Below are 21504 nucleotides of genomic sequence, written 5' to 3'. Positions count from 1 at the left end.
CGGGTGACGCTGTGACTGTGGACATGCGGGCATTCCGTACAAGGCAGCTGACAGGCGTGGAGGCGGGCGGCGGTGATGTGAACCGCCACTCCATCTGGACTCGGCGTTTATGCTAGATTCGGCGCCAATGCCTGTCTCGCGCAATTCGGGCAGAAACCATCGCAAAAAGGGCGAAATGATCAAATCACTGGATAAATTTCTGCGAGAGATCGATGAGGGCGACTGGGCCGTCATCAGTTCGGCCACCGATTACCCCGAAAACTGGGTGATCCCCGAACACAGCCACAACAAGCACCAACTGCTGTACGCCATTGGCGGTGTGATGGTGGTGTACTCGGCCCTGAGGCAATGGACGGTGCCGCCCAATCGTGGCTTCTGGATGCCTTGCGGTCAAGTTCACTCGCTGCGCTGCGTGGGTACGCTGCAGATGCGCAGCGTGTTCGTGCGCCCGGACAGCTTCCCCAACCTGCCGGCCGAGCCCAAGACGGTGACCGTTTCGCCGCTGCTGAGTGAACTGATCAAGGCCTCGGTGAGCTTGAAGCCGCCGTATGCCGAGGATTCACGCGACGCGCGGATCATGCACCTGATTCTTGACGAACTGGCCATTCTCCCGGCCTTGCCGCTGTCGCTGCCCCAGCCTGCCGACCCGCGCCTGAGCCCGATCTGCCTGGCGTTGCAGGATGAACCGAGTGATGCCTCCACCGTGGCCGACTGGAGTGCGCGGTTGGGATTGGACCAGACCACCATCCAGCGCCTGTTCCGCAAGGAAACCGGCATGACCTTCGGCCAATGGCGCCAGCAGGCGCGGTTGCTGCTGGCGCTGGAGCGCATTGCGGTGGGGGAGAAGATCATCGATGTGGCGTTTGAATTGGGCTACGAAAGCCCCAGCGCTTTTACCAGCATGTTCAAGAAACAGTTTGGTAAAACGCCGAGTCATTTTTTCAAGTAGCGTCGCTCGCCATGCGCGCATGAGCAGGGCGGCGGGATGCCAGGTAAGCCAGCAGCGTGGCGACTACCAGCAAGGCGGCGCTCAACTCGAAGGTGGCCCGGTAGCCGCTCAAGTCGAATGCCACGCCACCGACGGTGGCACCGGCGGCAATCGCCAACTGGATGATGGCGACCATCAACCCCCCGCCGGCCTCAGCGTCGTCGGGCAAGGTGCGTGCCAGCCATGTCCACCAGCCAACCGGAGCAGCTGTCGCTACCAGGCCCCAGCAGCCCAACAGCAGGGTGGTGACAATCGCTGAACCGCCGAACCCCACCAGCGCAAGGGCAATGCCGGCCATGATCAACGGAATGGCAATCAGCGTCGGGTACAGGTGACGCTTGAGCAAATGCTCAATCAACACCGTACCCGCCAGGCCGGCCAGGCCGAGCACCAGCAGCATCAGCGACAGGGTGGACACCTCGACCCGGGTCACGCCTTCCAGGAATGGCCGCAAGTAAGTGAACAGCATGAACTGGCCCATGAAGAACAGGCTGACGGCGCACATGCCCAAGGCCACCTTGGAGTTTTTCAGCAGGCGCAGCGCATTGCCGGTGGCCGCCGTGCCGCTGTGCTTGAGCGCCGGCAAGCTCAGCCACAGCCAGGCCAGCGCAATCACGGCCACTGGCACCACGCAAAAGAATGCGCCGCGCCAGCCAATCAGGCCGCCAAGAAAGCTGCCCAGCGGCGCCGCGATCACCGTCGCCAGGGCGTTGCCACCGTTGACGATGGCCAAGGCCCGTGGCACTTGGGCGGGCTCGACCAGGCGCATTGCCGTGGCCGCCGACAGTGACCAGAAGCCGCCAATCGCCACTCCAATCAACGCGCGCCCGAGCATGAACACCGCGTAATTCGGTGCGAACGCCACCACGCTGCCAGAGACGATCATCAGCAGGGTCAGGGCCATCAGCAGGCGCTTGCGATCCATCCGCGCGGCAACCGCCGCGATCACCAGGCTGGTGAGCAAGGCAAACACCCCGGACACGGAAATGCCCTGGCCGGCCTGGCCTTCAGTGATGTGCAAGTCAGCGGCCAGCGGTGTGAGCAGGCTGACCGGCATGAACTCGGAGGCGACCAAGGCAAACGCCGCGAGCGACATCGCCAGCACCGCGCCCCAGCGTTGCGGTTGAGGGGTAACGGACCTCACTGCAAGTGGCTCTGGAAGAAGGTGGTGAGCGTGTCAAACGGGATCAGTTCGACGCGGTCGTACAGGTCTACATGGCCGGCGTTGGGGATGATCAGCAATTGCTTGGGCTCGGCGGCGCGTTGATAGGCGTCTTCACTGAATTCACGGGAGTGCGCGTTGGCCCCGGTAATCAGCAGCAGTGGGCGCGGCGAGATCGTCTCGATATCGTTGAAGGGGTAGAAGTTCATGAACTTGACGTTACTGGTGAGCGTCGGCCGGGTGGTGGTCTGCGATGAGGCGCCTGCCGGGGTGACTTCGCCGCGCGGGGTGCGGTAGAAGTCGTAGAACTCGTCGCCGACCGGGTCGCCGGTAAGGCTCTGCGGCGTGCCACCGGTGTAGAGGGTCTCGCCGCCCTGGAACTCTACATAGCGCTGGTTGGCGGCCTGGCGCAGGATCTGCTGGCGCTGTTGCAAGGTCATGCCGTGCTTGAGGCCATTGCGGTTGGCCGCGCCCATGTCGTACATGCTGACGGTGGCGATTGCCTTGAGACGCGGATCGATCTTCGCAGCACTGATCACAAAACTGCCGCTGCCACAAATGCCGATGGCACCGATGCGTTCCCGGTCGACCTGTGGGCGAGTGCCGAGAAAGTCCACGGCGGCGCTGAAGTCTTCCACGTAGAGGTCGGGCAACACCGCGTTGCGTGGTGTGCCGGCGCTTTGGCCCCAGAACGACAGGTCCAGGGACAGGGTCACGAAACCCTGTTCAGCCATTTTGGTGGCGTAGAGGTTGGCGCTTTGCTCTTTGACGGCGCCCATCGGGTGGCCGACGACCAGGGCTGCGTGCTTTGAGCCTGGGGCAAGGTGCTTGGGCACGAACAGCGTGCCTGCGACCTGCATGCCGTATTGATTGTTGAAGGTGACAGGCTCGGCCGTCACTGTGTCGCTGCTGTAGAAGTTATCCGCACCGTTAGACATATCGGCTCCAAATGAAGAAAGAGAAGTCACCAACAAACCCAGGGCGAGCAAGAGGCGTTTCATAGGGGTGTTCCTCGTGAAGTGTCAGCACATTTTCCGGGTGACGGCAGGGCTTCTGTAGTGCATTTGAGTGGATTACTTGCCTGATCCTCTGAGTTTCAGGGCCAGGTGACGACGCCCGTGACTTGCGCGGGTAAAGTGCAATGAAGCATTGAAAGGGTCTGTCATGACGTCCACTCCCACCCCACTGAACGCGCTGATCCAGTCGATTGGTTCGCGCACCCCGTCGTCCGGCGACTACGCCATGCCGATCCCCGGCCTGGGCTTTTATCGGCGTGAGCAACCCGCTGCGCCGGTGGTGTGCATGGTTGAGCCGTGCATCGTGCTGGTGGCCCAGGGCGAGAAGCAGTTGTGGGTCGGTGGCGAGGGCTACCCCTACGACACTTCCCGGTTCCTGGTGACGTCGCTGGACATCCCGGCCAATTCCGAGGTGCTGGCGGCCAGCCCCGAGCAGCCGTGCCTGGGGCTGACGTTCAAGCTGGACCTGCGCATGCTCGCCGAGCTGATCGCCCAGGGTGGCTTGCCACCGGTGCGTGAGCGCGCGGTCATGAAGGGCGTGGGGATCGGCACGGTCACCGACGGCATGCTGGCCGCATTCGCGCGCCTGGTGGCGTTGCTGGATGAACCCGAGGCTATCCCGGTACTCGCGCCATTGATCCAGCGCGAGATTCATTACCGGCTATTGAAAAGCGACCAGGCCGGCCGACTGCGCCAGATCTGCTCGGTGGACGGGCAGGGCTATCGAATTGCCAAGGCGATCGACTGGCTGAAGTTGAATTTCGATGCGGCCCTGCGTGTGGAAGAGCTGGCAGCGCGGGTGCAAATGAGCGCGGCGACCTTTCACCATCACTTCCGGCAACTGACCGCGATGAGCCCGCTGCAATACCAGAAATGGCTGCGTCTGAATGAAGCACGACGATTGATGTTGAACGAGCACCAGGATGTCTCCAGTGCCGCGTTCAAAGTCGGGTATGAGAGCCCGTCGCAATTCAGCCGTGAGTACAGCCGGCTGTTCGGGGTGCCGCCCAAGCGTGATATGGCGACACTGCGGGGCAGGGCAGGTGTCAGTGATCCGCCGGGGTCAGATTAGCGTAGAAGATGCAGCCAATCAGCCGTGCGAACAGGCTCAGGGTTTCCGGCAGGTTCGGGTCGTCGAACAGCATGGCCCGTGAGTCCAGCGCACACAGCGCCCCGAACAGGCGGCCATCGGGCAGAAAGATCGGCGCACCGGCGTAGCTTTCGATGGCGTATTGCTTGACCACCGGGCGTGACGCGAAACGGCCGTTCTGGCTGATCTGGGGGATGAACAGGGTGTGTGGGTTGATGCAGAACTCACTGCACAGGGTGGTTTCAAGGTCGAGTACGTCGTCGACGTTGATGCCCATTTGCAGCGGGTCGTAGGCCGAACACACCACCCATTCCTGGTCGGTGAACTTGGCGATGCCGGCGAATCTCATCCCGGTCAGACGAGTGACCAGCTTGAGGATGTTGGTAGTTGCTTCAATTTCGGCAATGGCGGCGCGCTCGTCTGCGCTGAGTAACCTGTGTGCGGCGGTGACGCTTGAAACCATGCTGAACGCTCCAATGGCGTGGTCGCAGGCCGCGACCACGCACAGTCAGGTTATTAGTTGATGCGCGGGTGTTGCTGTACCAGGTTTTCTCGCTTGGTTTGCAGCGCGGCAATCTCGGCATCGATGTCTTCGATTTTCTGCTCGATATTGTCGTGATGCTCCTGCAGCAGCTCCTTGGCTTCTTCCATGTCGGAAGCCGCCGGGGCCGCGCCACGCAGGGGCTTGTTGGCGGTTTCCTTCATGGTCAGGCCCGTGATCAGGCCCACCACTGCAAACACCATCAGGTAATAGGCGGGCATGTACAGGTCGTTGGTGCTCTCCACCAGCCAGGCCACGGCGGTCGGCGTAACACCGGCGATCAGTACCGAGACGTTGAACGCACTGGCCAGGGCGCTGTAGCGCAGATGGGTGGGGAACATTGCTGGCAAGGTCGACGCCATCACGCCGATAAAGAAGTTCAGCACCACCGCCAGAATCAACAGGCCGCCGAAAATCAGGCCGGTCTTGCCGCTGGTGATCAGCATGAAGGCCGGAATCGACAGGAACAGCAGGCCGATGCTGCCGGCGATGATGAACGGCTTGCGGCCGATCTTGTCGCTGACAAAACCAATGAACGGTTGCACGAACAACATGCCGACCATGATCGCGATGATGATCAGCACGCCGCTGTTTTCGGCATAGTGCAGGTTGTGGGACAGATAGCTCGGCATGTAGGTGAGTAGCATGTAGTAGGTCACGTTGGTGGCCGCGACGATACCGATGCAGGTCAGCAGGCTGCGCCAGTGCTTGGTGGCGATTTCCTTGAACGAGACTTTAGGGCCGTGGCTCAGGCCTTCGCGGTCACCCTGTTCGAGTTTGTCGACATGCTGTTGAAACGCCGGGGTTTCTTCCAGCGCGTGGCGCAGGTACAGGCCGATGATGCCCAGGGGCAGGGCGAGGAAGAACGGCAGGCGCCAGCCCCAGGCCTCGAATTCGGCTTCACCGAGCACGGTGGAGATCAACACCACCACACCCGCGCCGAGCACGAAACCGGCGATGGAGCCGAAGTCCAGCCAACTGCCAAGGAAACCGCGCTTGCGGTCGGGCGCGTATTCAGCCACGAAAATCGACGCGCCGGTGTACTCGCCGCCCACCGAGAAACCCTGGGCCATTTTGCACAGCAGCAACAGGATCGGGGCCCAGATGCCAATGGAGGCATAGCCGGGGATCAAGCCGATGGCAAAGGTGCTCAAGGACATGATCACGATGGTGGCGGCCAGGACTTTTTGCCGCCCGTACTTATCGCCCAGTGCGCCGAAGAACAGGCCGCCCAGCGGGCGAATCAGGAAAGGTACGGAGAAGGTAGCCAGTGCTGCGATCATCTGCACGCTGGGGGAAGCGTCGGGGAAGAACACCTTGCCCAGCACATAGGCGACAAAGCCATAGACGCCAAAGTCGAACCATTCCATGGCATTGCCAAGTGCGGCGGCGGTGATCGCCTTGCGCATCTTGTTGTCGTCGACAATGGTGATGTCTTTCAATCCGATGGGTTTGACGCGTTTTTTACGTAGTTTCATGCGGGCCACTCAAAAGCTGAACAGGGGAGGTGCCATCGCTACGATGGCACCGCTCTGTCAGTTCAGATACAAGTGGACACGAAATAATTCACCGCTTTGTGTATTTTTTCTCGCATGGGTAAAAATGCCTGGTTCTGAAGGCCGATGCATAGCTACCGGCAAAACAGATCAAATGTGGGAGCTGGCTTGCCTGCGAAAGCGGTGGTTCAGTTAAAGATTCAGTGACTGGCACTCCGCTTTCGCGGGCAAGCCCGCTCCCACAAGGGGAGGCATTGTCAGTCAGGCAAAACAGGGAAGTCATTTAAATGCCAAGCAGTCATTCACGCCTTACCTACCGCCAACCACGACCCGCAGACGTTCAGCGATTGTTCGCGATCTTCGGCGATCCACAGACCAACCTGTTCAATCCTGCCGGCCCGCTGCCCAACCTGAGGGCGGCACAACGGCTTTTGGATCACTGGCTGGAGCAATGGGCTTCCCAGGGCTACGGCTGGTGGGCGATTGCCCGCAAATAGACCCCCGACCACATCATCGGGTTTGGCGGCATCGCGCCCCTTAATTACCTGACGCAGCGGCGCATCAACCTTGGCTATCGTCTGGCCGTGGAGGCCTGGGGGCAGGGGTATGCCACTGAGCTGGGTCGTGACGCCCTGGCGCTCGCGTTCGACACGCTATCGCTACCGGAAGTCTTCGGGTTAGTGCGGCCCGATCATGCTGCGTCGATCCGCGTATTGGAGAAGCTCGCCATGCAACGCTTTGGCCTGCTGGATGATGTCCCCGGTCAAGCGCCCAGCCTAGTGCTCAGGGTTTGTCGTCCTACAACTGCACAGCACTGACATTTTTCGAATTCACGTAATTCCTGGATAAGCGGCAATCTTTGCGATTGACACTGCGCGGGCGTCTCGCTATAAAACCAGCAGTTGTACGACGACATATGACGTTACATATGTCCTACCTAACAAAAATAAAAAGTGATGCCATGAATCTGAACGAGCCCATCAGTGCCCTTCGTGTCGGCCAGGCGGTCGGCAGCTATCGCTGGACGATCTGCGCGATGTTGTTTTTCGCGACCACGGTCAATTACCTCGACCGCCAGGTGCTCAGCCTCTTGGCACCGCAACTGTCAACGCAGTTTGGCTGGAGCAACACAGATTACGCCAACATCGCGGCGGTGTTCCAGTTTGTCTACGCCATTTCCATGCTGTTTGCCGGGCGCTTCGTCGACAGGATCGGCACCAAGGCCGCCTATGTGGTAGCCATTGGCATCTGGTCCACTGGCGCGATCATGCATGCGTTTTCGGTGCCGATGGGCGAGGGCATCGCGGCGGTCAGTGGTGCCATTGGCCTGGCCGTAATCCCGGTGTCCATTGCCGGTTTCATGCTCTCACGAGCGGTATTGGCGATTGGCGAAGCGGGTAACTTCCCGATCGCGATCAAGGCCACTGCCGAATATTTCCCCAAGAAAGAACGCTCCCTGGCCACCGGCATCTTCAATTCCGGCGCCAACGTCGGCGCGATTCTGGCGCCCATCTGTGTCCCCTTGATTGCTGGCATGTGGGGCTGGGAGGCGGCGTTTATGGTCATCGGTATGCTGGGTTTTGTCTGGGTTGCCGTGTGGGCCGCCGTGTATGAAAAACCGGAACAGCAAAAACGCCTGTCACCTGAGGAACTGGCCTACATCCGTAGCGACCAGACCGTACAACCATTTACCCCGGCACCGACGGGCACCGCAGGGAAGAAAGTCTCCTGGTTCAAACTATTGACCTACCGCCAGACCTGGGCGTTTGCCTTCGGCAAGTTCATGACCGACGGCGTGTGGTGGTTTTTCCTGTTCTGGTTGCCCACCTACCTGTCTGCCCAATACGGCATGAAAGGCGCCGATATCGTGATGCCGCTGGCGGTGCTGTACAGCATGACCATGGTCGGCAGTATTGGCGGCGGCTGGTTCCCCAGCTACTTCATGGCGCGCGGCGATGCCCCCTATGACGGGCGCATGAAAGCCATGCTGGTGATTGCGCTGTTCCCGCTGGTGGTGTTGCTGGCGCAGCCGTTGGGTTACCTCAGCTTCTGGGTGCCGGTGCTGCTGATCGGTGTGGGCGCTTCGGCACACCAGGCGTGGTCATGCAACATTTTCACCACCGTGTCCGATATGTTCCCGCAGAAAACCGTGGCCTCGGTGGTCGGCATTGGCGGCATGGCCGGTGGCCTGGGTGGCGTGCTCATGACCAAGATCGGTGGCTGGGTGTTCGACTATTACAAGTCCATCAACGACATCCATACCGGCTACATGATCATGTTTGCCATCTGCGCCCTGGCTTACCTGGTGGCCTGGAGCGTGATGAAGACGCTGGTGCCGCGCCACAAGGAAATCACTGATCTGTGACGCTAGCTAGAAAGGTCATCAAGGCAGCGACGATGACCTCGGGCGCGTCCTCTTGCACCAGATGCCCCGCACGCGGGACGCGCAGGTAGCGTGCACCTAATCTATCTGCGAGCGCGTCGCCTTGTGCCACGTTGATCCATTGGTCCTCCTCTCCCCAGAGCAATTGCACCGGGCAACGCAGCCCGGTGAGCCGGTCTTCAATCTGGTCGGTATAGCGCTGGTCCATTTGCGCAATCTGGCGATAGAAGGCGGGCTGGCCAATCTCACCTGTCCAGGGTGTGACGTAGGCGAGCAGCACCTCGGCAGGTAGCGGCGTGAAGGCGGCGCCCTGTAGATAGGCACGCACAATCGCCTCATGGATATAGGCCGGCGCGTCGCTGAAGGCCTGTTCATGGCGGCGCACATGCTGCACCAGCGGCGAACCCCAGGGCGCCATGGCGACGGGGTCGATCAAGGTCAGGCTGGCATAGTCGCAGCCATCGAGCAGATGCGCACGCAGCGCCGTGGCACCGCCAAAATCATGGGCCAGCACATGGGGGCGTTCCAGGCCCCAATGGTGTAGCAGTGCGGCGAGCAACAGGTTTTGCACGCCCAGGGACACGTCCTGGCCCGGCGCCTGTTCAGACTGGCCATAGCCAAGCAGGTCGTAATAGAACACGCGGTATTGCTGGGCGAACAAGGGTGCGATACGGCGCCACACATGGGAAGAGAACGGTGTGCCATGCACCATCACCAGCGCAGGCCCCTGGGTACCCAGCTGGCCCCAGCGCACGGTTTGATTGTGGAAGTCAAAGGTGTGGGGCAGTGCCAGTGCGTCGTTTGAATGGGTCATGGTTGAGTCTCCCCTAAGGTCTGATGGGTTGTGGCGGGTTTTGCCTGCGCCAGGAGGATACGAACCGCCATGACCACGCCGACGAGCACGGCAGCCAGGCCCACGGCCTCCATTGGCGTCGGCCAGCGCTGGTGAAAGCCTAGACCGAGCAGGCTGGCGAAGAGTGATTCCAGGGCAATCAACTGACCGCTCAGTACCATGGGCAGGCGCCGCGTTGCCGCGTTCCAGGCCCAGGCGCCGACCACCGTGGACATCACCGCGATGCCCAGGCTCCAGGCATACAGCGGCCATGCCTGGCTCCAAGCCGCGCCAAGGGTCGGCAACCGGAACAAGCCCAGCGCGTATAGCCATGGCAGCAGGCACAGCGCCGCGCCGCCTGCGCCTACCAGCATCAGGGCAGTCCACAGACCGGTTGCGCTGGCTGGCAGGCGCGCCAGTTGCTGTTGATTGATGACGCTGAACCCCAGCCACAAGGCCACTGCGCCCAGGGAGAAGCACAAAGCCGCCAGCCAGGAACCGGTGCCGGAGGCGGGCAGGTGGAGGCTGCTGACCGTGGCCAGCAACAGCCCCATGGTGAGGCAGGACAACGGCATCACCAACTGGCGCCATTGCAGGGTCTTGTGACTGGCGTTGCCTATCAACGCCAGTAGCACCGGGACCATGCCGACAAACGCTGGCGTCAGCACCGGGCCGCCGAACATCACGCCGGCAGCAATGCACGCGCCATAACCGAGGCAACCCAGTGCGCCCAGTGCTGCCGCCAGTACGCACTGGCCGGTGCTGAGTACACTCAATTGCGCCCTGCACACCATGATCCAGACGAGACCCAGCCCACCGGCCATCAGAAACCGTACGGCCATCAAGTCGTAGAGGCTGTAGACGCCGGTGACGTAGGGCGCAATGAAGTTCAGCGCCCAGCCAAGGGTGGCGACAACGGCAAATATCACACCGGTAAAGAGTGAGGTGCGGGCGCTGGTCATCAGGCTGATCCATGAAGTGAGGGATTCATGGTGCCCAGCGCTGCGGCTGTGCTACAAACGAGTTTTCAGCCTTGGATGCATAACCACAGATTATGAATGCACTTGGCAAAACCTTACCGCCTCTGGCCAGCCTCCTGCCGTTTGAAGCGGCGGCGCGCCTGGAGAGTTTCTCCAAGGCGGCCGATGAATTGCACATCACCCAGGCAGCGGTCAGTCGGCAGATCCGCGGGCTGGAATACAACCTGGGGGTCAAGCTGTTTTGTCGGCGCAACCGTGGGGTGTTCCTGACGCAAGAAGGGCGTGAGCTGGGGCGGGTGGTCAGCCTGGCCTTGCACAGCATCAGTGAGGGCGCGGTCAGCCTGAGAACATCGCCCCAGCGAAATCGCGTGGTACTGCTATGCCAGCTATGCGAGGCGTTCTATTGGTTGATGCCGCGCCTGGCGACCTTCCACCAGCAATACCCGCAGATCGAGATCCAGGTGGTGACCTGCACGCGGCCGATCACCCAGTTCGACGGGCATTTCGATGTGGCCCTGCAAAGTACCCGGCGCGCCAGTGGCAGCCATACGCTGATGTTCACCGCCTCCGACGAGGTGTTCCCGGTGTGCTGCCCCAGCTACCTCTGCCCGGAACAACCGTTATCACTGGCTGAATTAAAGCCCTGCACCTTTCTGCACCACAGCTCCGAGCCTCCGCATTTGATGGAGTGGGATGAGTGGCTGCAGATGTTCGGCCACACGCTGGCCAGGGATGCACGCAGTGCCACCTTCGACAGTTACCCGCTGATGTTGCAAGCCGCCGTGGAAGGGCACGGTATCGCCATGGGTTGGCGTCGTACCGCAAGCCGGCTGATTGACAGTGGGGCGCTGGTGCGGCCCTGCGCAGAAAGCGTGTTTTTGCCCGAGGCTATTTCGGTCTACAGGCAGCAAGGGGCGGGCAGTCGGGAGGAGGTCACGGCGTTGTTGGCCTGGCTTGACGCACAATTGCAAAGTGACGGCTGACAGGGGCGTCGCTGCCCCTGTCATCTGCGGTTATTGGTTACGCGTGACGCGCCAAATCGTATTGGCCAGGTCGTCTGCAATGATCAGCGCGCCTTTGGGGTCTACCGTCACCCCCACTGGACGCCCACGGGTCTTGCCATCGTCGCCGCGAAAGCCGGTGGCAAAGTCGATGGGCTCGCCCGCCGGTTTGCCGTTGCTGAACGGCACGAAGATCACCTTGTAGCCCACTGGGTTGTCACGGTTCCAACTGCCGTGCTCGCCGACAAACGCGCCGTCAGCGAATTTTTCACCCATGGCGGGGATGGAAAAATCCACGCCCAGCGCGGCCACATGGGAGCCCAGGCTGTAATCGGGTTTGATCGCCGCAGCCACCTTGGCCGGGTTCTGCGGTTGTGCGCGGGGGTCGACGTTCTGGCCCCAGTAGCTGTAGGGCCAGCCGTAGAAGGCACCTTCACGCACCGACGTCAGGTAGTCTGGCACCAGGTCGGGGCCGAGTTCATCGCGCTCGTTGACCACGGTCCACAGTTGCCCTGAGCCCGGTTGGATGGTCAGCGCCGTCGGATTGCGCAGGCCCGTAGCGTAGGGCTTATGCGCACCGGTGGCGGCATCGATCTGCCAGACCATTGCGCGGTCGATCTCCACTTCCATGCCGCGTTCGGTGATGTTGCTGTTGGAACCGATGCCCACATACAGCTGACGCCCGTCGTCACTGACGGCCAATGACTTGGTCCAGTGATGGTTGATCTGCGCCGGCAGGTCGGTGACTTTGACGGGCGGGGCGCTGGCCTTGGTCTGGCCGTCGGCGTAGTCAAAGCGCACCAGTGCGTCCTGGTTGGCCACATACAGTTTGCCGTCGGCGAATGCCAGCCCGTAGGGAGCGTTGAGGTTGTCGGCGAATACCGTCTTGAGTTCATAGGTGCCGTCACCGTCGGCGTCACGCAGCAGCGTAATGCGGTTGCCGCCCTTGACCTTGGTGTTGCCCTGGGCCTTGATCACACTGGCGATCACGTCCTTGGGCTTGAGTTTGGCCGCACTGCCGCCACGGCCTTCGGCCACCAGGATATCGCCGTTGGGCAGCACCAGGGTCTGGCGCGGGATCGCAAGGTCGGTGGCGATGGCGGTGACGCTGTAGCCTTCGGGTACCTTGGGCTTTTGATCGCCCCACGGCGTGGGCTCGGCAATCTTCATGCTCGGCAACAGGCTGCTTTGTTGTTCGGGCAGCTTGGGGTCAGGGCCGCGCGCCTGGGTCTTGTCACCTTCGCCGCCACAGGCACTCAGCAACAGGGCGGCGCTGAGCAGGGTCAGTGTGTTGAGTGGTTTCATCGGGCAGCTCCTGAACGCAGGTTGGTCAAGCCGATCCAGGTGGCGACAATCGCCAGCACGGTGATGATCGCCGACAGCACCAGGCCAGCAGGCATCATGGCGTAGGCATCCTTGGCATGTTGAAAGGCGTTCACCAGCCCCAGCACCCATGTGCCCAGCAACAGCAGGAAGTACGCCACCGGGCGCCCGCCCTTGTGTTCGGCGCGCAGCAGGTTGACCAGTGCAAACAGCAGGGCAAAACCACAGAACACCAGCGCCCCGGCGATCAGCCAGGAGGCAAAATTGGCCCATTGGATCTGGTAGGTCTGGCCGTAGGCGATATCACTGAGCAAGGCCCCGAGAAACAACGGCACGGTGCCGGCAAGCAATGTGCCATGCAACGGCCCAGGCCTGACGACGGGGTAAGTGGAGAGGGTAGTCATATTGGTGGCGGCTCCTTATCGTTCTGCACCCTGGGCTCAGGGCGCGCTGACTTCGCATAGGAAAGGAGCATGGCACTTGTAAGAAAGTTCACTGGGATGGCGTGTCGAGGTGTTTCTCGAACCATGCCCAATAGGGCGTATTTTTGACCTGGCGGCGGTTGTAATCCGGGCTGCCATCGCCCCACCACACAGGGCCACGCTCGCCCAATGCCACCTTGGCACGCTGCACCCGTTGCCGGGCGGCGTTCAAGGGTTCGGGGTCGGCGCTGCCCTTGGCTGACTTGACCGCCCGGCGTGCATCCATCAATTCATTGACCCAGTATTGGCGCGTCGCTTCATCCAGCGCCGGATTGGTACAGCGCCACAACTGCCCCTTGACCACAAAGTAGCGACCGTCCGGGGTGCTAAGCATGGTGCCAGCGCAGCACTCGCAGCACACCCCATAGCATCGAAATCACAATCGCCATCCAACCGGCAAACAGACTGAAGAGTGTCATTGCAAGGTTCATCACCACCTCCAATTGCGTTGTCGTCTCCTGATAGGTGACCTCGCTCGGGAACGAGGATTCAACTGGATGTGTTTACGATAATGCCTGCATGACTCATCCTGTTGGGCTCCTCCAAGGAATCGTTTTATGCCAACCCTGCACCTGTTATGCGGCAAGATCGCCTCCGGCAAGTCCACACTCGCCAAGACCCTCGCCACCGAGCACGCAGCCATTGTGCTCAGCGAAGACCAGTGGCTGGCCAGTCTCTACCCTGGTCAGATCCAGAGCATTGCCGACTACCTGCGCTGTGCCCAGCAGGTTCGTGGAGTACTTGAGCCGCTGGTGATCGATCTGTTGGCGTGCGGCGTCAATGTGGTGCTGGATTTTCCGGCCAATACCCTCGCCAATCGTCAATGGTTACTCGGCCTGGCCCAGGCAGCCAAGGTGCCGCACTGCCTGCATTACCTGGATCTGGACGATGCCACCTGTCGTGCGCGCCTGCATGCGCGCAATGCCCGAGGTGACCATGATTTTGCCGCCACTGATGCCGAGTTTGACCTGATCACTCGCCATTTCAGTGTGCCGAGTGAAGAGGAAGGGTTGGTGATTGAGGTGCATCGCCCGTGACTACCCAAAAACCTGCTGGCATCGATGGCGACGGCTATATCCTCACCGTCGCTGATGGACCTATACAACCGGAGTTCCAGCCCCTGCTGGCGGACGTTTGCGCTACCTTGTCCCGGCCTGAGCTGGGGCTGCACGGGATCTACCTGTATGGCAGCATCGCACGGGGCGAAGGTGAGACCGGCATTTCTGATCTTGACCTTTCCCTGATACTGGTCGAGCCACCGGATGCGCCTGTGCTTGAACAATTGGAGTCGGCCCGACTCGCTTTGGAGCAACGGCATCCCCATGTCACCAAGATCGACTTTGATATCGGTCACCGCGCCCAGGTGTTGGCGCCTGAAAACCTAAACAGTTGGGGCTTCTGGCTCAAACATCATTGCCGCTGTCTCTGGGGCGAAGACCTGTCACTGCACGTCGAACCGTTTCGCCCGTCCCGCGCCATCGCCCTGGCGGTCAACGGCGATTTTGAACAGGCGCTTACGGCGTACCTGTTGCGCATCGAACAGGCCAGTACTGAACACACACGGCTTGGCCTGCAGCGGGAAGCATCGCGAGCCTTGATCCGCGCTACCCACACCCTGCGAGCGGTAGATGCACAAAACTGGCCGCAAACCCTGGAAGACTACGTCGGGCTGTTCGTTCAGCATTACCCGACCATGCGCGTGCAAATCGCCTACTTCCTGTTTGAGGCACGCAACCCGAGCGCCGAGGGCGAGGCATTTACGACACGCCTACGGGCGTTTCTAAGCTGGATGGTTTCGGCCCTCATAGAAAGGAATCAATCAGATGCGTGAACGCAAAGCCGCACGATTACTGGTCATCAACCCTGCACAGCAAGTGTTGCTGTTTCGCTTCGTGCATAAAGACGGCGCCCTAGCCGGCCAGGATTACTGGGCCACACCGGGCGGCGGCGTAGAGGCTGGGGAGAGCTTTTACAGCGCCGCGATTCGTGAGTTGCGCGAAGAGACGGGTATCACGGTCAGCAGCGTTGGGGAATCCGTGGCAGAGCGTAGTTTCCCGTTGGTGTTACCCAGCGGTGAAACCGTGTTGGCAGTAGAGCGGTACTTCGTTGTGCATGCATCCAGCGACGCGCTTTCCAGGGCCGAATGGACAGTAGAGGAGACCCAGGTGATGGCGGATCATCATTGGTGGTCGGCAGAGGCGCTGCTCGCGACGAGCGATACGGTATGGCCGCAGGCGTTGCCGCAAATGCTGGAGGATGCCGGGGTGTTTTAGCCGTTTTCCATGAACGATGGGGGCAGGCGAATCGGGGCGACATTTAGGTAAGCGGCGGCTTTAGGGCTGTCACGGGAGCAAGCTCCCTCGCCACAGGTGCAGCATTGCATCAAAAAGCGCATCGCGGGTTACATGGATCTAATATTTCCCCGGTATTGAACACCCTTGCATAGTCCATCGCCAGGTTACTGAGCGACAACGCATGCACATCCTCTGCGGCCCACAGCCGTCCCGACAAGTCGGTTTGATCGAAGGTAAAACAGGCATCCGCCGCCACGATCACGTCGAACCCCAGGTTGCCGCCCGAGCGTGCGGTGGATTCCACTGAATTGTTGGTGATGACCCCGACGATTACCAACTGCTGGATCGAGCGCAGGTGCAGCCAGCGCTCCAGGCCCGTGGCGCTGAATGCATCCGGTACGTTTTTTTCCACCACATGCTCATGGGCCAGAGGGTGCAGCGCATCCTGGAACTCACAGCCGGGCTGGCCTGGCCGGAACACCGAAGCGCCAGAGCGGGAGATATGCCGCACATGAATGATCGGGCGTTGCGCCTGGCGCCAGGCATTGAGCAATTGCTGTATGTGCTGCTCAGCGTCTGGGTTGTTGCGGCGGCCAAGGGTGGGATCGGCCATGCCTTTTTGCATATCGATGATCAACAGTGCGGCGTTCGGCGCTATCGGTTCCATGGCCTGTCCTGGCAGTGGTGAGCATTATCTAACTGGAGCAACGCGCTCCCACAGGGCGGACGTTAGCACTGATCAGCAGCCCATACGCAAAACCCTGAGACTTCCCGGCGAAACGCTTCATAATGGCGGCCAATTTGTTTAGCTCGTTATTCTGGTGTGCCCGCATGGAAATTAAGGTCAACTTTCTCGACAACCTTCGGCTTGAAGCCAAGTTCGATGACTTCACGGTCATTGCCGACCAGCCCATCCGCTACAAGGGCGATGGTTCGGCACCGGGGCCATTCGACTACTTCCTGGCTTCGTCGGCGTTGTGTGCGGCGTACTTTGTGAAGTTGTACTGCCAGACGCGCAATATTCCCACCGAGAATATTCGCCTGTCGCAGAACAACATCGTCGACCCGGAAAACCGCTACAACCAGATTTTCAAGATCCAGGTCGAATTGCCCACAGATATCTCCGACAAGGACCGCCAAGGCATCCTGCGCTCCATCGACCGCTGCACCGTGAAGAAGGTGGTGCAGGCCGGGCCGGAATTCGTGATTGAGGAAGTCGAGAACCTCGACGCCGATGCCCAGGCGCTGTTGATGCCCAACTCCACGTCCGCAGCAGGCACCTACATTGCCGGCAAGGACCTGCCGCTGGAGCAGACCATCGCCAACATGTCGGCGATTCTCGCGGGCCTGGGCATGAAGATCGAGATTGCCTCGTGGCGCAATATCGTGCCCAACGTGTGGTCGCTGCATATCCGCGACGCCCATTCACCGATGTGCTTTACCAACGGCAAAGGCGCGACCAAAGAGGGCGCGCTGGCGTCGGCGCTGGGTGAGTTCATAGAGCGTCTGAACTGCAACTTCTTCTACAACGACCAGTTCTGGGGCGAGGACCTGGCCAACGCGCCGTTCGTGCATTACCCGGACGAACGTTGGTTCCAGCCGGGCCCCAACGATGAGCTGCCGAGTGAAATCCTCGATGCCTACTGCCTGAAAGTCTACAACCGCGAGGGCGAGCTGCGTGGTTCACACCTGTTCGACACCAACTCCGGCAACGAAGCCCGTGGCATTGTCTCGCTGCCGTTCGTGCGTCAGTCCGATGGCGAGGTGGTGTATTTCCCGTCCAACCTGATCGAAAACCTCTACCTGAGCAACGGCATGAGCGCCGGCAACACCTTGGCCGAAGCCCAGGTGCAGTGCCTGTCGGAGATTTTCGAGCGAGCGGTGAAGCGCGAAATCATCGAAGGCGAATTTGCGCTGCCGGACGTACCCGCCGAAGTGCTGGCCAAGTACCCGGGCATCCTGGCGGGTATCGAAGGCCTGGAAGCCCAGGGCTTTCCGGTGCTGGTCAAGGACGCGTCCCTGGGCGGTGAGTTCCCGGTGATGTGCGTGACCTTGATGAACCCGCGTACCGGCGGCGTGTTCGCTTCGTTCGGCGCGCACCCCAACCTGGAAGTGGCGCTGGAACGCAGCCTCACCGAGCTGCTGCAAGGCCGTAGCTTCGAAGGCTTGAACGACCTGCCGCAGCCGACCTTCGAAGGCCAGGCGGTCACCGAGCCGAACAACTTCGTCGAGCACTTTATCGATTCCAGCGGCGTAGTGTCGTGGCGCTTCTTCAGTGCCCAGTCGGATTATGAATTCGTCGAGTGGGACTTCTCCGGCCAGGGCGAAGACTCCAACGCCCAGGAAGCCGCCACGCTGTTCGGCATCCTAGAAGGCATGGGCAAAGAGTCGTACATGGCGGTGTATGAGCACCTGGGCGCTACTGCCTGCCGCATCCTGGTGCCGGACTACTCGGAAATCTACCCGGTGGATGACCTGATCTGGGACAACACCAACAAGGCGCTGTTTTTCCGCGAAGACATCCTCAACCTGCATCGCCTCAGCGAGGAGGAGCTGCAGGCGTTGGTCGAGCGCCTGATAGAAAGTGAGCTGGACGACTACACCGATATCACTACGTTGATTGGCATTGAGTTCGACGACAACACCGCGTGGGGCCAGTTGACCATCCTGGAGCTGAAACTGCTGATATTCCTGGCGCTGAAGCAGTATGAAGAGGCCAAGGAATGCGTAGAGATGTTCCTGCAGTACAACGACAACACCGTTGAGCGCGGCCTGTTTTACCAGGCGATGAATGCGGTGCTGGAGATGGAACTGGATGATGACCTCGAGCTGGCTGACTACGAGGCCAACTTCCGGCGCATGTTCGGTAATGAGCGCATGGACGCGGTGATCGGTTCGGTTGACGGCAGTGTGCGCTTTTATGGGCTGACGCCGACCAGCATGAAGCTGGAAGGCCTGGACCGGCATTTGCGCTTGATCGACAGCTACAAGAAGCTGCATGCGGCGCGGGCCAGCATCACCCAAGGCTGATACACAATGATCGTTCCGACGCTCCGCGTGGGAATGCAGTCAGGGACGCTCTGCGTCCCCAAGCGTGACGCAGAGCGTCACCGGATGCGTTCCCACGCGGAGCGTGGGAACGATCAAATTGAGTTAGATGTGGGCCAAGGCTTGCGCCAGATCGGCGCGCAAATCCTCCACATCTTCAACCCCCACCGACAAGCGCACCAGCCCATCGCCAATCCCCAATTGCGCTCGCGTCGCCGCCGGGATGCTGGCATGGGTCATGATCGCCGGGTGCTCGATCAGGCTTTCCACGCCCCCCAGGCTCTCGGCCAGGGCGAAGATCTTCACGTTTTCCAGAAAGCGCGTCGCGCCGGCCAAGTCGCTGTTCAAGTCCACTGAAATCATCCCGCCAAAGCCGCGCATCTGCTGTTTCGCCAGGTCGTGCTGTGGGTGGGATTTGAGGCCCGGGTAGTGAACCCGTGACACTTGCGGCTGTTGCTCCAGCCAGGTGGCCAGGTCCAGGGCATTGCTGCAATGGCGCTCCATGCGCAGCGCCAGGGTTTTTACCCCGCGCAGGGTCAGGAAGGCATCGAACGGCCCAGCGATGGCGCCGATGGAGTTTTGCAGGAAGCCCAGGCGTTCGGCCAATTCAGCGTTATCACCGACAACAGCGATACCACCGATCACATCAGAATGCCCATTGAGGTATTTGGTGGTGGAGTGCACCACGATGTCGAAGCCCAACTCCAGCGGGCGCTGGATCCAGGGGCTGGCAAAGGTATTGTCGGCCACGCAGATAATCCCGCGGGCACGGCAGATGCGGGCCACGGCGTGCAGGTCGGTCAGGCTCAGCAGCGGGTTGCTTGGGGTTTCGACCCAGACCATGCGCGTGTCGTCCTGCAATGACGCTTCAAACGCCGACAAGTCGCTGAGGTCGACATAGCTGAAACGGTGCCCGGCACTGCGCTGGCGCACCTTGTCGAACAGGCGGAAAGTGCCGCCGTACAGGTCGTTGCCCGAGACGATATGCGCGCCGGCATCCAGCAGTTCCAGCACGGTGGAGATCGCCGCCAGCCCCGAGGCAAATGCAAATGCCTGGCTGCCGCCTTCAAGGTCGGCCACGCAGCGTTCCAGGGCGAAACGCGTGGGGTTATGGGAGCGGCCATAGTCAAAACCCTTGTGCACGCCGGGGCTGTCTTGCAGGTAGGTGGAGTTGGCGTAGATCGGCGGCATCAGCGCGCCCGTGGTCGGGTCGGGTGACTGCCCGGCGTGGATCACACGGGTGGCAAACGCGCTTTTATCGGGCTGGCTCATGCAAGGGACCTCCGTAGGTGGTTAAGCAGGTCGACGCGGGTGATCAGGCCATGAAAGCCTGCGGCGTCGGCAATAATGGCGACCAGGCCGCGATCCAGCTCAGCCTGCAGTTCGGCCAGGCTGGCGCTGGGGGCCAGGGTGTGCAGGGTGTTGGTCATGGCGCTGGCGACGGTCATGGAAAAGTCTGCGGCGTCGTGGTGCAGGCCCAGCAGGATGTCGGACTCGTCGATCACGCCCACCAGGGTCTGGCCATCGACCAGCACCGGCAGTTGCGACACGTCCGCCAGGCGCATGCGCTGGAAGGCGGTGAGCAGGGTGTCGTCGGGGCTTACGCTGATCACGCGGCCGTCTTCGAAGCGGCGCGCGATCAGGTCGCGCAGGTCGCCGTAGTGCTTGTACTGCAACAGGCCCGCGTCGTTCATCCACTGGTCGTTGTAAACCTTCGACAGGTAGCGCGTACCGGTGTCGCAAACAAAGGTCACCACGCGCTTGGGCTCGGTTTGCTCGCGGCAGTAGCGCAAGGCAGCGGCGAGCAGGGTGCCGGTGGATGAGCCGCCGAGGATGCCTTCGGCCTTGAGCAATTGGCGGGCGTGGTCGAAGCTGTCGGCATCGCTGATGGAGTAGGCGTGGCGCACGCTGGACAGATCGGCAATCGAAGGGATGAAGTCTTCGCCGATACCTTCCACGGCCCAGGAACCAGGGGTTTCCAGCTTGCCGCTGCGGCTGTATTCGGCCATCACCGAACCGACCGGGTCGGCCAGCACCATGGCCAGTTCGGGTTGCACGCGCTTGAAGAACCGCGTCAAACCGGTGAGCGTGCCGGCCGAGCCGACGCCCACCACAATGGCGTCTACGTCGTGCTGGGTCTGCGCCCAGATCTCCGGCGCGGTGCTGGTCTCGTGGGCAAAGGGGTTGGCCGGGTTATTGAACTGGTCGGCGAAGAACGAGCCTGGAATATCTTTGGCCAAGCGTGCCGCCACGTCCTGGTAATACTCGGGATGGCCCTTGCCCACATCGGAGCGGGTGATATGCACCTCGGCGCCCATGGCCTTCAGGTGCAGCACCTTTTCCGTGGACATCTTGTCGGGCACCACCAACACCACCCGGTAACCCTTGGCCCGGCCCACCAGCGCCAGGCCCAGGCCGGTATTGCCGGCGGTGGCTTCAATGATGGTACCGCCAGGGCGCAAACGACCGTCGCGTTCAGCGGCGTCGATCATCGCCAGGCCGATGCGGTCCTTGATGGAACCGCCGGGATTTTGCGATTCAAGCTTGAGAAACAGCGTGCAGGGGCCGGTATCGAAGCGGCTGACCTTGACCAGCGGGGTGTTGCCGATCAGCTCAAGTACAGCAGGGCGTGAAGGGGTGGGCATGTCGTCTCCTGGTTACGGGATGGGCGCAGGGCGGGGGACAGCAAAAAAACAGCATGGCTTGGAACATAGGCCGGTATTGACGGTGTCGCAACCGGGCGTCCGTTGTATGACTTTTTTTGCCGCATGGGGGAGGGCGCGCAATCCAGATGTAGGAGCTGGCTTGCCTGCGATGGTCATAGGTATCTACACAAATTTGGTGCGACGCTGAACCTGTGGCGAGGGA

General features: G+C 61.1%; 20 protein-coding genes and 1 pseudogene. 9 read left to right on the top strand and 12 right to left on the bottom strand.

What is annotated here, in order from left to right; translation table 11 throughout:
- The first annotated feature begins 127 nt into the window (after window positions 1-127).
- Window positions 128-949, top strand: a complete 822-nt coding sequence (locus OC445_RS10010) for an AraC family transcriptional regulator (RefSeq protein WP_236455794.1) — start codon at window positions 128-130, stop codon at window positions 947-949.
- On the opposite strand, the gene OC445_RS10005 is transcribed toward OC445_RS10010, so the two are convergent.
- Together OC445_RS10005 and OC445_RS10000 are read right to left on the bottom strand one after the other, a co-directional pair.
- Entirely contained in the window at window positions 942-2132 is a 1191-nt protein-coding gene (locus OC445_RS10005) for an MFS transporter (protein WP_198791712.1), read from the bottom strand. The genes OC445_RS10010 and OC445_RS10005 overlap by 8 nt on opposite strands.
- Entirely contained in the window at window positions 2129-3151 is a 1023-nt protein-coding gene (locus OC445_RS10000) for an alpha/beta hydrolase (protein WP_054921359.1), read from the bottom strand. The genes OC445_RS10005 and OC445_RS10000 overlap by 4 nt, the downstream gene beginning before the upstream one ends.
- Window positions 3152-3314: 163 nt before the next feature.
- On the opposite strand from OC445_RS10000, the gene OC445_RS09995 reads away from it, so the two are divergent.
- The gene (locus OC445_RS09995) at window positions 3315-4238 is read left to right on the top strand and encodes an AraC family transcriptional regulator (protein ID WP_072446361.1); all 924 of its coding nucleotides are present in this window, start codon (window positions 3315-3317) and stop codon (window positions 4236-4238) included.
- On the opposite strand, the gene OC445_RS09990 is transcribed toward OC445_RS09995, so the two are convergent.
- Window positions 4213-4719, bottom strand: a complete 507-nt coding sequence (locus OC445_RS09990) for a GAF domain-containing protein (protein WP_020302594.1) — start codon at window positions 4717-4719, stop codon at window positions 4213-4215. The two genes, OC445_RS09995 and OC445_RS09990, sit on opposite strands and share 26 nt — an antisense overlap.
- Before the next feature lie 53 nt (window positions 4720-4772).
- Window positions 4773-6275, bottom strand: coding sequence for a glycine betaine/L-proline transporter ProP (gene proP / locus OC445_RS09985; RefSeq protein WP_014718644.1), 1503 nt, complete (start codon window positions 6273-6275; stop codon window positions 4773-4775).
- A 305-nt stretch (window positions 6276-6580) separates the two neighbouring features.
- Here proP and OC445_RS09980 point away from each other — a divergent pair.
- A pseudogene (locus OC445_RS09980) lies at window positions 6581-7111 on the top strand (GNAT family N-acetyltransferase).
- 143 nt (window positions 7112-7254) lie between these two features.
- Window positions 7255-8658, top strand: coding sequence for an MFS transporter (locus OC445_RS09975; protein ID WP_054897349.1), 1404 nt, complete (start codon window positions 7255-7257; stop codon window positions 8656-8658).
- Here the strand turns inward: OC445_RS09975 and OC445_RS09970 are convergent.
- Together OC445_RS09970 and OC445_RS09965 are read right to left on the bottom strand one after the other, a co-directional pair.
- The gene (locus tag OC445_RS09970) at window positions 8645-9490 is read right to left on the bottom strand and encodes an alpha/beta fold hydrolase (RefSeq protein ID WP_054897350.1); all 846 of its coding nucleotides are present in this window, start codon (window positions 9488-9490) and stop codon (window positions 8645-8647) included. The two genes, OC445_RS09975 and OC445_RS09970, sit on opposite strands and share 14 nt — an antisense overlap.
- Window positions 9487-10470, bottom strand: coding sequence for a DMT family transporter (locus tag OC445_RS09965; protein ID WP_089041799.1), 984 nt, complete (start codon window positions 10468-10470; stop codon window positions 9487-9489). Before OC445_RS09965 ends, OC445_RS09970 begins: the two co-directional genes overlap by 4 nt.
- Window positions 10471-10562: 92 nt before the next feature.
- Between OC445_RS09965 and OC445_RS09960 the strand changes: the two genes are divergently transcribed.
- Window positions 10563-11471, top strand: a complete 909-nt coding sequence (locus tag OC445_RS09960) for a LysR substrate-binding domain-containing protein (RefSeq protein WP_236455720.1) — start codon at window positions 10563-10565, stop codon at window positions 11469-11471.
- 30 nt (window positions 11472-11501) lie between these two features.
- Here OC445_RS09960 and OC445_RS09955 read toward each other — a convergent pair whose 3' ends face one another.
- From OC445_RS09955 to OC445_RS09945, 3 genes are all read right to left on the bottom strand, one after another.
- Entirely contained in the window at window positions 11502-12794 is a 1293-nt protein-coding gene (locus OC445_RS09955) for a PQQ-dependent sugar dehydrogenase (RefSeq protein ID WP_014718638.1), read from the bottom strand.
- Window positions 12791-13216: a DUF2231 domain-containing protein gene (locus tag OC445_RS09950; protein ID WP_054897353.1), complete on the bottom strand. Its 426-nt coding sequence runs from the start codon at window positions 13214-13216 to the stop codon at window positions 12791-12793. The genes OC445_RS09955 and OC445_RS09950 overlap by 4 nt, the downstream gene beginning before the upstream one ends.
- A gap of 88 nt (window positions 13217-13304) precedes the next feature.
- On the bottom strand, window positions 13305-13628 hold the full coding sequence (locus tag OC445_RS09945; RefSeq protein WP_089041797.1) for a hypothetical protein: 324 nt from the start codon (window positions 13626-13628) through the stop codon (window positions 13305-13307).
- A gap of 223 nt (window positions 13629-13851) precedes the next feature.
- Between OC445_RS09945 and OC445_RS09940 the strand changes: the two genes are divergently transcribed.
- Genes OC445_RS09940 through OC445_RS09930 form a run of 3 tightly spaced genes read left to right on the top strand, consistent with a single transcriptional unit; the run spans window position 13852 to window position 15567 of the window.
- Entirely contained in the window at window positions 13852-14331 is a 480-nt protein-coding gene (locus tag OC445_RS09940; protein ID WP_262020138.1) for an AAA family ATPase, read from the top strand.
- Window positions 14328-15125 carry a nucleotidyltransferase domain-containing protein gene (locus OC445_RS09935; RefSeq protein ID WP_198791717.1) on the top strand — a complete coding sequence of 266 codons (798 nt, stop codon included), beginning with the start codon at window positions 14328-14330 and terminating at the stop codon, window positions 15123-15125. The genes OC445_RS09940 and OC445_RS09935 overlap by 4 nt, the downstream gene beginning before the upstream one ends.
- Entirely contained in the window at window positions 15118-15567 is a 450-nt protein-coding gene (locus OC445_RS09930; protein ID WP_236455714.1) for an NUDIX hydrolase, read from the top strand. The genes OC445_RS09935 and OC445_RS09930 overlap by 8 nt, the downstream gene beginning before the upstream one ends.
- 109 nt (window positions 15568-15676) lie before the next feature.
- On the opposite strand, the gene OC445_RS09925 is transcribed toward OC445_RS09930, so the two are convergent.
- The gene (locus tag OC445_RS09925; protein ID WP_057975776.1) at window positions 15677-16255 is read right to left on the bottom strand and encodes a cysteine hydrolase family protein; all 579 of its coding nucleotides are present in this window, start codon (window positions 16253-16255) and stop codon (window positions 15677-15679) included.
- Between the two features lie 164 nt (window positions 16256-16419).
- Here OC445_RS09925 and OC445_RS09920 point away from each other — a divergent pair, with 164 nt between their 5' ends.
- On the top strand, window positions 16420-18618 hold the full coding sequence (locus tag OC445_RS09920) for an OsmC domain/YcaO domain-containing protein (RefSeq protein ID WP_262020137.1): 2199 nt from the start codon (window positions 16420-16422) through the stop codon (window positions 18616-18618).
- A gap of 123 nt (window positions 18619-18741) precedes the next feature.
- Here the strand turns inward: OC445_RS09920 and OC445_RS09915 are convergent, their stop codons facing one another.
- On the bottom strand, window positions 18742-19908 hold the full coding sequence (locus OC445_RS09915) for a cystathionine gamma-synthase (protein ID WP_262020136.1): 1167 nt from the start codon (window positions 19906-19908) through the stop codon (window positions 18742-18744).
- On the bottom strand, window positions 19905-21281 hold the full coding sequence (locus OC445_RS09910; protein WP_262020135.1) for a cystathionine beta-synthase: 1377 nt from the start codon (window positions 21279-21281) through the stop codon (window positions 19905-19907). The genes OC445_RS09915 and OC445_RS09910 overlap by 4 nt, the downstream gene beginning before the upstream one ends.
- Window positions 21282-21504 lie beyond the last annotated feature (223 nt).

Origin of the sequence: Pseudomonas sp. Pse35, assembly GCF_024519715.1 — a bacterium.
In the GTDB taxonomy this organism is placed as follows: Bacteria; Pseudomonadota; Gammaproteobacteria; order Pseudomonadales; family Pseudomonadaceae; genus Aquipseudomonas; species Aquipseudomonas paracarnis.
The sequence above is the reverse complement of the archived record's forward strand: the minus strand, read 5'-3'. Positions and strand labels throughout refer to the sequence as shown.

Excerpts from the sequence above, each read along its gene's own strand:
- OC445_RS10010 (WP_236455794.1), top strand. The coding sequence starts at position 128 with ATGCCTGTCTCGCGCAATTCGGGCAGAAACCATCGCAAAAAGGGCGAA.
- OC445_RS09970 (WP_054897350.1), bottom strand. The coding sequence starts at position 9,490 with ATGACCCATTCAAACGACGCACTGGCACTGCCCCACACCTTTGACTTC.
- OC445_RS09950 (WP_054897353.1), bottom strand. The coding sequence starts at position 13,216 with ATGACTACCCTCTCCACTTACCCCGTCGTCAGGCCTGGGCCGTTGCAT.
- OC445_RS09920 (WP_262020137.1), top strand. The coding sequence starts at position 16,420 with ATGGAAATTAAGGTCAACTTTCTCGACAACCTTCGGCTTGAAGCCAAG.
- OC445_RS09995 (WP_072446361.1), top strand. The coding sequence starts at position 3,315 with ATGACGTCCACTCCCACCCCACTGAACGCGCTGATCCAGTCGATTGGT.
- OC445_RS09930 (WP_236455714.1), top strand. The coding sequence starts at position 15,118 with ATGCGTGAACGCAAAGCCGCACGATTACTGGTCATCAACCCTGCACAG.
- OC445_RS09965 (WP_089041799.1), bottom strand. The coding sequence starts at position 10,470 with ATGACCAGCGCCCGCACCTCACTCTTTACCGGTGTGATATTTGCCGTT.
- OC445_RS09960 (WP_236455720.1), top strand. The coding sequence starts at position 10,563 with ATGAATGCACTTGGCAAAACCTTACCGCCTCTGGCCAGCCTCCTGCCG.
- OC445_RS09990 (WP_020302594.1), bottom strand. The coding sequence starts at position 4,719 with ATGGTTTCAAGCGTCACCGCCGCACACAGGTTACTCAGCGCAGACGAG.
- OC445_RS09925 (WP_057975776.1), bottom strand. The coding sequence starts at position 16,255 with ATGGAACCGATAGCGCCGAACGCCGCACTGTTGATCATCGATATGCAA.
- OC445_RS09945 (WP_089041797.1), bottom strand. The coding sequence starts at position 13,628 with ATGCTTAGCACCCCGGACGGTCGCTACTTTGTGGTCAAGGGGCAGTTG.
- OC445_RS09940 (WP_262020138.1), top strand. The coding sequence starts at position 13,852 with ATGCCAACCCTGCACCTGTTATGCGGCAAGATCGCCTCCGGCAAGTCC.
- OC445_RS09910 (WP_262020135.1), bottom strand. The coding sequence starts at position 21,281 with ATGCCCACCCCTTCACGCCCTGCTGTACTTGAGCTGATCGGCAACACC.
- OC445_RS09975 (WP_054897349.1), top strand. The coding sequence starts at position 7,255 with ATGAATCTGAACGAGCCCATCAGTGCCCTTCGTGTCGGCCAGGCGGTC.
- OC445_RS09915 (WP_262020136.1), bottom strand. The coding sequence starts at position 19,908 with ATGAGCCAGCCCGATAAAAGCGCGTTTGCCACCCGTGTGATCCACGCC.
- OC445_RS10000 (WP_054921359.1), bottom strand. The coding sequence starts at position 3,151 with ATGAAACGCCTCTTGCTCGCCCTGGGTTTGTTGGTGACTTCTCTTTCT.
- proP (WP_014718644.1), bottom strand. The coding sequence starts at position 6,275 with ATGAAACTACGTAAAAAACGCGTCAAACCCATCGGATTGAAAGACATC.
- OC445_RS09955 (WP_014718638.1), bottom strand. The coding sequence starts at position 12,794 with ATGAAACCACTCAACACACTGACCCTGCTCAGCGCCGCCCTGTTGCTG.